This is a genomic window from Lysinibacillus sp. NPDC093197 (assembly GCF_044754025.1).
Taxonomy (GTDB): domain Bacteria; phylum Bacillota; class Bacilli; order Bacillales_A; family Planococcaceae; genus Lysinibacillus.
The window spans coordinates 349704-360894 of record NZ_JBIVOH010000001.1; the positions used below are offsets into that span (position 1 = coordinate 349704).

Consider the following 11191-nt stretch of genomic DNA (forward strand, 5'->3'; position numbering starts at 1 on the left):
TAGCCTAGCAGAAGTAATTTTTGTTTTCAATCACACAAAAAAATCCATAACTAATAATTATGAATAATTGACTACTATTCAAACATAAACGAGAACTATTCTACTCGAAATGTTTTTAAGCACTATCTGTTACAATAGGAATATAGGAAAAATAGAAATGAGGATTTTTTATGTATAAAACGATTGGTGTGCTCGCACATGTCGATGCAGGAAAGACAACCTTTTGTGAACAACTACTATTCCATACGAACAGTATTCAAACGCGTGGAAGAGTCGATCACCAAGATACTTTTTTAGATAATCATACTATCGAACAAGCTCGTGGTATTACCATTTTTGCTGAACAAGGACGGATGCAAATTGGGGATGATACATACACACTAATTGATACTCCTGGGCATGTCGACTTTTCACCAGAGATGGAACGCGCAATTCGTGTAATGGATTACGCCATTATTATCGTAAGCGCAGTAGAGGGTGTACAAGGACATACTGAAACCGTGTGGCAATTGCTAAGGCAATACAACGTACCAACCTTCTTCTTTATTAATAAGATAGATCGTGAAGGCGCTGATGTAGATGCCGTTATGAAGCAGCTTCGAAAGGAATGTTCGAAGGACGTACTTTTAATAGAAGACCCATTGCGTACAGATTATGTCCAGAGCCACATTGCTGAATGGCTAGCTGAACGTGATGAACAACTACTCGATGCCTATTTGACAGAAAATCTCGATGCACAAACATGCCTATTACAGTTGCAAAAGTTGATTAAACAAGAGCAAGCATTTCCTTGCTTTACTGGTGCGGCATTAAAGGATATTGGAATAAAAGAATTTTTATCACAGCTCCCTCTACTTACGGAGACTCGATTCGACCATCAAGCACCGTTTCAAGGAGAGGTATTTAAAATTCGCCATGATGGAACTCAACGGTTAACGTTTATCAAAGCATTGCAAGGAACTTTACATACACGCCAAGACTTTACATTTGGTGATGTGACTGAAAAAATAACTGAAATTCGTTTATATAATGGCAGCCATTTTGACACAACACAAGAAGTGCAAGCAGGAGAAATTTTCGCGGTTAAAGGGCTTAGTCTAGCAAAAGTCGGTGATATTTTAGGTAATACAATACCTCCTCAGCCATATGAGCTTGTGCCTACGTTACAAGCTAAAGTACAGTATGATGGACAACAGCATATAAAAGAAGTTTTACAAGTATTCCGTTTACTTGAAGCGGAGGAACCATCGTTACGAGTCGTTTGGCATGAGAAATTCCAAGAAATCCATGTACATATTATGGGTGTTATTCAACTTGAAGTACTTGCTGAAGTGTTAAAAAATCGCTTTTCACTTTCTGTTACTTTTGGTGAGCCAAAAATCTTATATATGGAATCAATCGTAACAACTGTAACAGGATACGGTCATTTCGAGCCTTTAAAGCATTATGCTGAGGTACACCTGTTAATGGAGCCTAATATTCGTGGAACTGGTAACACTTTTGTTAACGCTTGTCATGCTGATGATTTATCAGTTGGAAACCAACGACTAATTGAAAAACATCTATTTGAACGAGAGCATCACGGTGTTTTAACAGGCTCCCCAGTGACAGATGTATGCTTCACCCTTTTGACGGGACGTGCTCATATCAAGCATACAGAGGGTGGCGATTTTCGCGAAGCAACTTTCCGTGCACTTCGACAAGGGCTGGAGCAAGCCGAAAATATATTGCTTGAACCATATTATCGCTTTAAATTGAAAGCATCGAATGATTTTATCGGTCGTATGATGAACGATATCCAGCAAGCAGATGGGACTTTTGATGACCCTCTATTAACAGAGGAACAAGTAACATTAACAGGACGTGTTCCTGTTGCAACATTTATGCATTATAGTACTACTTTCGCTGCTTATACAAACGGCAAAGGGTCAATATCGTTACAATTTGATGGCTATGATAAATGCCATAATAGTGAAGAAATAATTGCGCAAATCAATTACAATAAACAGGCAGATCCCGACTATACATCATCAAGTATTTTTTGTGCGAAAGGAAAGGGCTATTCAGTTCCTTGGTATGAGGCAAAAGAAGCCATGCATTGCTTGTAATTATCCGAGAAACCGCATTTTCCAAAGCATAACAGCGATTGGGGGATGATTTATCGGTTATTTAGCAAGTTTTATTGCCGATTTGAATGGTTTTATCGGCGATTCAGCGACTTTTATCGGCGATTCAGCTAGTTTTTATGGCGATTTCAAAAGTTATCCATAAAAAATGACAGAAGGCATCGAAAACATCTCGATGCCTTTTATATTAATCTTATAAAGCTTTTTTCGCTTTCGCAACAAAGTTATTCGCTGATTCCACAATTACGTAACCATTACTATTCGAAAAATCAACAAGAACCGAACCTGGTTTACTCTTTAAAATTTGTAATTGCTCAATTAATTGAAGCAATAATTGATGACCATTGCCTCTTGGATGCCAATTTAAATGATAGTCATTTAATTCTTTCACACTTTGAAGAAATTGAGCGTATTCACACTCTACATACTTTATTAAATGTACTATTTTATTACTATCTTGATTTGTATGAACGACTAACGACAACTCTTCTAAATAGGTGTGATAGAAACGCATAACCATCGAGCATAGTAAATCATTGACTCTTGCAGCACTTAAGATGGGCTTTGGCTCTAAATCAAGCCTATCTAAATTTGGTTTAGCTCGAATCGAATCAATACGTGTTATTAAATGATACGGCTCACCATTTACCTCATATACGATTGGATTTGTTGGCATGTACATCATAAAGGCATTCTTTTTTGTTTTCAGCTCATCCGCTACACTTGCTTTAGCAAAAAGGCACCCTTCATATACCTCATTTTGAATCCAAATGATGCCTTTGTTATAGAAAATTTGATTAAATAAACGTTCGTTCCGAATAAGTCCTGTTGCTAAAAACTGATCAACAAGTGCTTCAATGACCATTCTCGTTTTTGGCTGCTTGGCAACTTCAATGCGCGGCAGTTTACAAATCTTCATATCTCCATATTGCTTTTCCTGTGTTGTACAAACATGAATTTTCGTCATACGTGCACCTCTTTTCGTACATATTTTCAAAACAAATGTTTCGATTACATAAAAAGACGGATTTCCTGCTAAATAAGAGGAAATCCGTCGTTACGGCTAATCATTATCATTCATCCAGTAACATCAAACATTGCACCAATGGGAGAGATTTGGCTCGATGCCGTATCCCTTTATATCCTTTGGTTTTTATCGTTTGACGTACTGTGACGAACAGAACATTCTGTTTTGTCAACATGCCACCTCCTATTCCTCGTAGGTTATTGGTGTGTACTTGTAACAGGCAGGTCTCCTGACTTATGGTCATCGCTTCTTTTCACCTTCCCATCATTTGACAGTGGTATTTGAAAAGACGCTCACATTTACAGTTGCGGGACAGTGTCGGACTTGCACCGACTTCCCTTTTCAGTAAATTGCACGCAATTTACACCTATTACTACACGCTATTCAGTTGTAATAAAATGTATAGTATCGCTAGTATACTATTAAATCACATTGTAAAGTAATGGAATTTCAATGTCAATGAACAGTACAAGGTATCTATTTGGACTTACAGATTAATATAGTTTTGAGTACATTCGTAAAAAAGATATTTTTCCATCCAAATCAAAGCTAATTATTTTCAAATATCATTCACTTTCCATCGCTTGAAATAGCTTTTGAGCATAGCTATCGGTGAAATTAAATGCACCTTGTTCCTTGTACTGTTCATCGACAATTTCGCCAGCTTTCATTACATAAATCCGTTCACTTAAATATGAAACTGCTTTTAAATCATGAGAAATAAATAAAATAGCCATGTTTCTTTCTTTATTTAACGAAATTAATAAATCGATAATTTCCCGCTGAATTAGACGATCTAGGCTAGAAACAATTTCATCACATACTATCAATTTCGGTTCAACTAGAATAGAGCGTAATAAATTTACTCTTTGCTTCTCCCCACCACTAAGTTCAGAGGGCAGAGATTGTAATACATCGTTTGATAACTTGACCTTCTCAAGCATCGTTTGTAAATAGGTGTCCGTCACGAATTTTTGATGCTGCAATGGCTCCCTTAATAGTTCCTTAACCGTCCACATAGGGTTTAAAGCATTACTAGCATTTTGGAATATAATTTGGCACTTTTCATAAAAGGACTTCCGATTGTTCTTTGTGATTTGTTGATTTTGAAAAATTACGGTCCCTTTATCAGGTGATTCTAGCTGCATAATGACTTTGGCTAAAGTACTTTTACCGCTTCCACTTTCTCCTACAAGTCCGACGATTTCGCCTTCTCCTACAGTAAGGTTTATATTTGCTAACACTTGCTGCCCTGTTCGATAGCTTTTATTTACGTTTTCTACCCGAAGCAACTAAAACACCTCCTAAAAATGATTTGTGACAAGCCGTTTTGTATACGGATGTTTTGGTTGCTCAAAAATTTCTGTCGCTTGCCCCTTCTCGACAATCTCTCCATTTTTCATCACAACAATCGTATCCGCTAGTGAAACTGCAACCCCTAAATCATGGGTAATCAATATAATAGTTGTTCCCAGTTGAGCATGTAGATTTTTTAGTAATGTAATAAAGTGTTGTTGATGCAACATATCTAGTGCAGAAGTTGGTTCATCAGCTATCAAAATGTCTGGCTTATTATACAATGCACAGGCAAGCATACAACGTTGCAGCATACCCCCTGACAACTCAAATGGATAGCAATCTAATACATCTTCGGTCAAATTTAATTCCTTTAAGATAGCGGTCATTTTTGGCAGAAACATCTCTTTCTCCTCGCCCATTCGTAAGGCAGTAAACATATACAATTGTTGTTTCATTTTTTGGGTAGGAGAAAAGCTATTTGTAGCATCTTGAAAAATAGTAAAGATATGCTTTGTCCGTAACAGTAACCTATCTTTTTTTGACATCGCCATTATATTTTTCCCATTAAAGTACACTGCCCCTGTCGTCTCAGCTTGTGGCGGGAGCATTCCTAAAATAGCTGATACGGTTGTGCTTTTCCCACTCCCACTTTCACCAATAACTGCTGTAATTTGGCCTTTTGGCACAGTTAACGAGATATTGTGGATGAGATTTTTATCGTTCACTCGAACAGTTAAATTGTCGATTTTAAACATGTGATCGTTCTCCTCCTTGTTTGAAAGTGCTCCCGATTGCTTGCACACATAATATCGTCACAAAAATCATAAACCCAGGAAAAAGGCCGATCCACCAAGCACCAACGAGTAAATCATTTTGCGCTGTGTACAGCATCGTCCCCCATGACGGGATGGCTGGCGGCACACCGATGCCTAAAAAGCTTAAAGACACTTCGGTAAAAATCGCACCAGCAAAATTAAATATCGTCACGACAAAGATGGCTGGCAAACTATTACGTAATAAATGACTAAATAATATTTTCCACAATGGGGTACGGAACATTTTAGCCATTTGAACAAATTCCATTTCCTTTAAACGAATAAACTCTGAGCGCACGATTCGAGCTGTAACAAACCAGCCTGTGAATCCGATAATCATGGCCATTCGCCAAACACTTCCTTGCATAATTGCTTGCAGGGCAAGCACAATGACCAAGGATGGAATCGTTAAAAATGCCTCCAAAATGCGCATCATTATTACATCGACGGCACCACCAACAAAACCGCTTATACCACCGTAAATAATGCCTACAATGCTAGAAATTACGACTGACACAATGGCGATGAAAAGTGTCACTTTTCCCCCCACAAGTATTCGTGATAAAACATCTCTGCCTAGCTGATCTGTACCGAGTAAATGTGTAAGATTAGGTGCTTCATAAATCTGATTCATATCCATTGCATTTGGTTCAAAAGGTGCCAACAGTGAGGAGAAGATGGTTGTTCCTAAAATTATGCAAAGAAGTGCAAGCCAAAATAGTGGCATCTTCCGTCGTTTTCTCATACTATTTTCCCTCTTCTCAATCTAGGGTTGATGCAAATCATTAAAACGTCGATTACAAATAAGCAAATGACCACCACAACACCAATAATCAGAATGGCTCCCATAAGTACAGGAAAATCCTTTACCATCACTGATTTCACTAGCAGTGATCCTAAACCTGACCAGCCAAAGAGTGTTTCAACTACTATGGAACCACCAAAGAATGAAGGAATCGTCACACCCATATAATTGATATACGGAATAACAGAATTCCGTAGTATGAGGTTTCTTATTTGTCGGTCTGGTACTCCATTTGCACGCGCAACTTGGACATAATAACTACGATTCTCTGCCTTAACACTATCCTGTAAAAAACGTGCGAATATGCCCACATGAGAAATTACTAAAACGATTAAAGGGAGCACAATATGGTTTAAACGATCAAGCCAACCTCCATTGCCACGCACATCATTCATACCTGAAGAAGGAAACCAACCAAGCTGTAGCGAAAATATTATAATACAGACAATACCTAGCCAAAATGGAGGAATCGCAGAACTTGCAATACTAAAGATGGATAATCCTCGATCCAATAAAGAACCTTCTTTCATTCCTGCCCGTAATCCTAGCCAAGTAGAGACAATTATAACGATGAATAACGTGAGTGCCACCAGCTGTAATGTGTTGGGTAAACGCTCTAATAAAATCGTTATTACTGGTCTACCTTCTTTTGCAGAATAGCCCAAATTCCCTTTTACCGCTTCACCTAGCCAAGTGCCATATTGAAGAAGAACTGGCCTATCTAAGCCAAACGCTTTTTCAATTCGTTCTTGCTCAGCTACTGTTAATGTTTGAGCATTGCCTCCATAATAAGCCGCCGCCGGATTGCCAGGTGCAGCATGCATAATGAAAAAAGAGAGGAAGCTCACGATAATGAGGACAATTGTCCCCATTATCACTCGCTTCCCGATCCACTTAGCGATCATTCCATTTCCACTCCTCGACATTCCATAAGAAGCCGGCGCCGTGATGACCTAAAATACGCTCTTTAACACCACTAATATTTTTATTAATGCCATAAACAGCATCAACATAGGCAAAATAAGCGAACGGTGGATCTTCTGCTAGCTCCTCTTGTAATGCCTTATAGACTTCCTTGCGTTTTTCAGGATCGACAGTTGTTCTTCCTTCTTCTAGCAAAGCATCTACTTTCGCATTTGCATAGCTACCATAATTGTAGCCAGCACTTGTTACGCTAGATTCGTCAGAATAGAATAAACTGTACGTATGGTGGTCGGCATCATATGGACTTCCCCAACCAACCATAAACGCTTGTGTTTCTTCAATAACGATATTGCTCCAATCAAGTGCTGCTACTTCAACATCTGCCCCTATTTCTTTATAGCCTTGCGCGACATAATTGGCCATATTGACACGAACTGTATCTGTAATCGGTGCCGTAATAGTAAAGGCGAGTTTGTTACCGTCTTTATAGCGGAATCCATCATCTGCTAATATCCAGCCTGATTTTTCTAATAATTCATTTGCTTTTTCAACATCAAAAGTATAATGTTCAATATTTTCGTTTACATAGGCATGCTTTTGTAGCGGCGAATACGCTTCTGTACCATAACCATGTAAAATACCTTTGACGATGCCAGCTCGATCTGTACCGTAGCTTATCGCTTTTCGAACATTGACATCCTTCCAAAGTGGATACTTCATATTAAATAACACGCCACGATAATCTGCTGATTCAACTTCATACATTTTTAACTGCTCTACTTTTGAAAGTTCTTCAACCTGATTCGGATCAAGTAAGGCAATATCTACCTCACCCGATTTTAGTTGTAATGCACGAACATTACTATCCGGAATAAATTTAAAAATGACTTTTTCAATGGATGCTTTTGTTCCGAAGAAAGATGGATATGCTTTAAGCGTTAAGCTTGTCCCTTTATCCCATTGCTCCACCATATAAGGTCCAGCTCCAATAGGTTCTTGGTTAAACGTAGCCGTTCTCATCTCTTGACCTTCAAAGACATGCTTCGGCAAAATTGGCACTGTTAACTTATCTAACATCGGCGTAAATGGTTCATCCAATTCGATTGTCATCGTTGTGTCATTTACTTTTTGCATCGCTTTAACATGGATAAAATCTGACTTTAAATAAGACCCATTCGCATCATCAAGAATACTGTTAATAGTAAACATTACATCATCTACTGTTAACACTTGCCCATCATGAAATGTCACATCATCACGAATCATGATCGTATAAGTTAACAGGTCATCCGATATGTCAACGCTTTTGGCAATATCATATACTGGTACATTATGTTCATCAAAACGCATAAGACCTCTAAAAAGTAATGCATCTAAATTCGTTTCCTCTAAAATTGGATTTAACCCTGCAAATTCGGATTCAGATGCATAAATAAGCTCATTTGCTTTTGAAGAGGAAGCAGCGGATGGCTGTTTTTCCTCGCCTTGACTAGACTCATTACTACAGCCAGCAAGACTAAGTATGAATAATAAAATAAATACTGAAAACTTTTTCAATTCTCTATCTCCTTCATCACCACAGAAATTTAAAGTATTGTTGCCACATGTTCAAACATGCGATTGATTTCTTTGTGGAGTGTTCGCTGCTCTTTTGAAAGCCATCTACAATGGATTGCATGATCTGTTAGTTTTGTAACACTTGCCTGAATGGAACTCTCCTGTTGGATCATTTCCTGTAATTCTCGAATATTGAGATTCTCAACTTGTGGAGATACAATCCATAACGAACCGATATAATATGCCCTCTCTAACAGACCAATCGTAGATAGGTTCATTTCCTGAGGTTTAAAATGGAATGAATCAAATGCAATTAGAGCTTCCTCAACAAAGATTTTGTATTTGGATTGGAAGGATTGATAATCAAAGATTTCTCCTCGCATTTCTCGACCTGGTGCAATAATTTCACCCCATATTAATGTAGAGCTTTTTGCCATGCGAATCGTTGTATCCACTTGAAATTTCGCTTGTTCAAAAGGAATGGTAACCTCAGGTAGCCATTCTAATCTTGCCCCTTCTGCAATTTCCACCGTAATTTCCTGTGTGCATCGTTCACCATTGTGAGAAGGATAAATTTTTAGAGCGGATTGTTGTTTTAATTTTACTTGACTATCTGGTGCAAGCTTTACAGAGATTTCATTTCGATCACCAGCTACCATGCCACCAGATGATTCCATGATAAAAACTGTGGCAGTTGGCTTATTATCAGTATACAATTCTCGGCTTGCCTTCAATGGCGGTTGCTGATATACATGAACAAGTCGTGTATAGCCCCTTCTTGGCTCAAATGCCATCTCTAATTTGCCATAATGATTTACTTTTCCTTGATTAAGCATTCACGTCAGCTGCTTCGGCGCCTTCAAGTAACATGTGATGCTGAATCCATTCAACAACCTTGTCGACATTTGTTTGTGAACGAACGTCTGCAAAAATATATGGACGTCCAGCACGCATTTTTTTTACATCCTGATCCATGATCTCTAGGTCTACACCAACATGCGGTGCCAGTGACGTTTTGTTGATTAGCAGTAAATCCGAACGTGTTAATGCAGGTCCACCTTTACGAGGTATATCCTGTCCTTCAGCCACATCAATTACGTAAATATAGCCATGAACAAGTTCTGGGCTAAATGTAGCCGATAAATTATCCCCACCACTTTCAATGAAAATAATATCTAAATCTTCAAAGCGTTTGTTCAAGTCATCAATGGCAGAGAAGTTCATCGATGCATCCTCACGAATAGCTGTATGCGGGCATCCACCTGTTTCTACTCCGATAATACGATTCTCTTCTAGAACACCATTTGTAATTAAATACTGGGCATCCTCTCTTGTATAAATATCATTTGTGATTACTGCCACATTGTATTTTTCATGCATTGCACGTGTTAATTGATCTACTAAAGATGTTTTCCCAGAACCAACTGGGCCTCCTATACCAATTCGAATTGGCGTCATTTATATCCACTCTCTTTCTATGAAATAAATAATCTTGAAAATAAAAATTCATGTTTCATCGATGCTAGTTCAATACCTAAAGCATTATTAGAGAGGTCATCTATCGTTAAGGTCATGACCTTTTCCGAAGCTTCCTCTATAAAGACAAGAAGTTTATTTAATGCTTGTACACCTGTATTTTGACCGAACGGCACAGCGCGAACAGCATTTTGTACTAATCCGCTAATGGATGCATACATATAAGTCATCACTGCATGATAGACATCTACACCAAGTGCTTCACTATAAATCGCATAAAGTACTGCGTAATGGCCTTGCACTTCTTCTTTGGCTATCTTTTCTTGCCATTGCATTAATAAAGGGCTGTCCATAATAGGTGCCACTGTTCGGATAAATTGCTTGCCAACATTGAGACTAGCATCTCTCGATTCTTTTGCTAGCTTGATAGCCCCGCAAAGTTCGTCTAACTCTGTAAGGCGAGCACAATCTCTTACTTTTGCTGCATGGAACGCATCCTGAATAATTAAGGCGTCACCATTCACTAAATTATGAAATAAATACGATTTACAATAATCTATTAATTGTTCCTTTGTGCGAATAACATCTTCCTGAATATACGTTTCCATCCCATATGAATGCGTATAAGAGCCTATTGGAAATGCAGAATCATGGATTTGTAATAGGCGCAATAACGAAAAATCAGTGAGCGTGTCCGCGGTATTTGAATGGTTGTTTAAAACGTCGTTCTGTCGTTTCATAGTTCACTCCTATTTCATCTAATAATGGGTTAATCGTATGATCAGCTCGTACGATAATTTCATTATGTTCAATTAAGCAAGGTGTATGGCGATTGCCTAATTCAAATGCAGATTTCCCCATCTGATACATATCTTTCGGTGAAATGACGATAACTGGTTCGAGTTTTGTACGAATCGCAATGCGACGGCTATCATCCTCAAATAATAAGTCACCATATTGTAATGGCTCGTCACCTTCTAAACGTAAAGCAATATCCGTGCCTTTATCTGTCTCTGTTCGAAGGATACGTTTGCTTAATTCTTCCCACTCAAGCTCTATCCACTCTGTTGTTTTATGTGAATGTTCTTCTTCATTCGCAATATTGCCGATAATTTTTTCAATTAACATCTATGTTGCACCTCTTTATCGATTTTTTGACTGT

Annotated in this window: 11 protein-coding genes and 1 riboswitch; of the genes, 1 reads left to right on the forward strand and 10 read right to left on the reverse strand. The window is 38.3% G+C overall.

Going from position 1 to position 11191, the window contains the following annotated elements:
• The first annotated feature begins 170 nt into the window (after positions 1-170).
• Positions 171-2108, forward strand: coding sequence for a GTP-binding protein (locus tag ACIP9G_RS01720; protein ID WP_401016905.1), 1938 nt, complete (start codon positions 171-173; stop codon positions 2106-2108).
• Between the two features lie 211 nt (positions 2109-2319).
• Here ACIP9G_RS01720 and ACIP9G_RS01725 read toward each other — a convergent pair whose 3' ends face one another.
• From ACIP9G_RS01725 to ACIP9G_RS01770, 10 genes are all read right to left on the reverse strand, one after another.
• Positions 2320-3093, reverse strand: coding sequence for a hypothetical protein (locus ACIP9G_RS01725; RefSeq protein ID WP_401016907.1), 774 nt, complete (start codon positions 3091-3093; stop codon positions 2320-2322).
• 262 nt (positions 3094-3355) lie between these two features.
• Positions 3356-3539: riboswitch (cobalamin riboswitch) on the reverse strand.
• Positions 3540-3719: 180 nt separating this feature from the next.
• Complete coding sequence (locus ACIP9G_RS01730; RefSeq protein ID WP_401016909.1) at positions 3720-4445, reverse strand: ABC transporter ATP-binding protein; 726 nt, start codon at positions 4443-4445, stop codon at positions 3720-3722.
• A gap of 12 nt (positions 4446-4457) precedes the next feature.
• Positions 4458-5207 carry an ATP-binding cassette domain-containing protein gene (locus ACIP9G_RS01735; RefSeq protein WP_340824384.1) on the reverse strand — a complete coding sequence of 250 codons (750 nt, stop codon included), beginning with the start codon at positions 5205-5207 and terminating at the stop codon, positions 4458-4460.
• On the reverse strand, positions 5200-6012 hold the full coding sequence (locus ACIP9G_RS01740; RefSeq protein WP_401016912.1) for an ABC transporter permease: 813 nt from the start codon (positions 6010-6012) through the stop codon (positions 5200-5202). The genes ACIP9G_RS01735 and ACIP9G_RS01740 overlap by 8 nt, the downstream gene beginning before the upstream one ends.
• Entirely contained in the window at positions 6009-6977 is a 969-nt protein-coding gene (locus ACIP9G_RS01745; protein WP_401016914.1) for an ABC transporter permease, read from the reverse strand. The genes ACIP9G_RS01740 and ACIP9G_RS01745 overlap by 4 nt, the downstream gene beginning before the upstream one ends.
• Positions 6967-8553, reverse strand: a complete 1587-nt coding sequence (locus tag ACIP9G_RS01750) for an ABC transporter substrate-binding protein (protein WP_401016916.1) — start codon at positions 8551-8553, stop codon at positions 6967-6969. The genes ACIP9G_RS01745 and ACIP9G_RS01750 overlap by 11 nt, the downstream gene beginning before the upstream one ends.
• Positions 8554-8582: 29 nt before the next feature.
• Positions 8583-9389 (reverse strand): urease accessory protein UreD, encoded by an 807-nt coding sequence (locus tag ACIP9G_RS01755; RefSeq protein WP_401016918.1) that lies wholly within the window; start codon positions 9387-9389, stop codon positions 8583-8585.
• Complete coding sequence (gene ureG, locus ACIP9G_RS01760; protein ID WP_340824379.1) at positions 9382-10011, reverse strand: urease accessory protein UreG; 630 nt, start codon at positions 10009-10011, stop codon at positions 9382-9384. Before ureG ends, ACIP9G_RS01755 begins: the two co-directional genes overlap by 8 nt.
• A 17-nt stretch (positions 10012-10028) precedes the next feature.
• A complete protein-coding gene (locus ACIP9G_RS01765) occupies positions 10029-10769 on the reverse strand; it encodes an urease accessory protein UreF (RefSeq protein ID WP_401016920.1) in 741 nt (246 codons plus the stop codon).
• Complete coding sequence (locus ACIP9G_RS01770; protein WP_401016922.1) at positions 10711-11157, reverse strand: urease accessory protein UreE; 447 nt, start codon at positions 11155-11157, stop codon at positions 10711-10713. The genes ACIP9G_RS01765 and ACIP9G_RS01770 overlap by 59 nt, the downstream gene beginning before the upstream one ends.
• Positions 11158-11191: the final 34 nt, after the last annotated feature.

Coding starts and splice junctions, on each gene's coding strand:
- ACIP9G_RS01740 (WP_401016912.1), bottom strand. CDS start 6,012: ATGAGAAAACGACGGAAGATGCCACTATTTTGGCTTGCACTTCTTTGC.
- ACIP9G_RS01735 (WP_340824384.1), bottom strand. CDS start 5,207: ATGTTTAAAATCGACAATTTAACTGTTCGAGTGAACGATAAAAATCTC.
- ACIP9G_RS01770 (WP_401016922.1), bottom strand. CDS start 11,157: ATGTTAATTGAAAAAATTATCGGCAATATTGCGAATGAAGAAGAACAT.
- ACIP9G_RS01755 (WP_401016918.1), bottom strand. CDS start 9,389: ATGCTTAATCAAGGAAAAGTAAATCATTATGGCAAATTAGAGATGGCA.
- ureG (WP_340824379.1), bottom strand. CDS start 10,011: ATGACGCCAATTCGAATTGGTATAGGAGGCCCAGTTGGTTCTGGGAAA.
- ACIP9G_RS01725 (WP_401016907.1), bottom strand. CDS start 3,093: ATGACGAAAATTCATGTTTGTACAACACAGGAAAAGCAATATGGAGAT.
- ACIP9G_RS01745 (WP_401016914.1), bottom strand. CDS start 6,977: ATGATCGCTAAGTGGATCGGGAAGCGAGTGATAATGGGGACAATTGTC.
- ACIP9G_RS01765 (WP_401016920.1), bottom strand. CDS start 10,769: ATGAAACGACAGAACGACGTTTTAAACAACCATTCAAATACCGCGGAC.
- ACIP9G_RS01720 (WP_401016905.1), top strand. CDS start 171: ATGTATAAAACGATTGGTGTGCTCGCACATGTCGATGCAGGAAAGACA.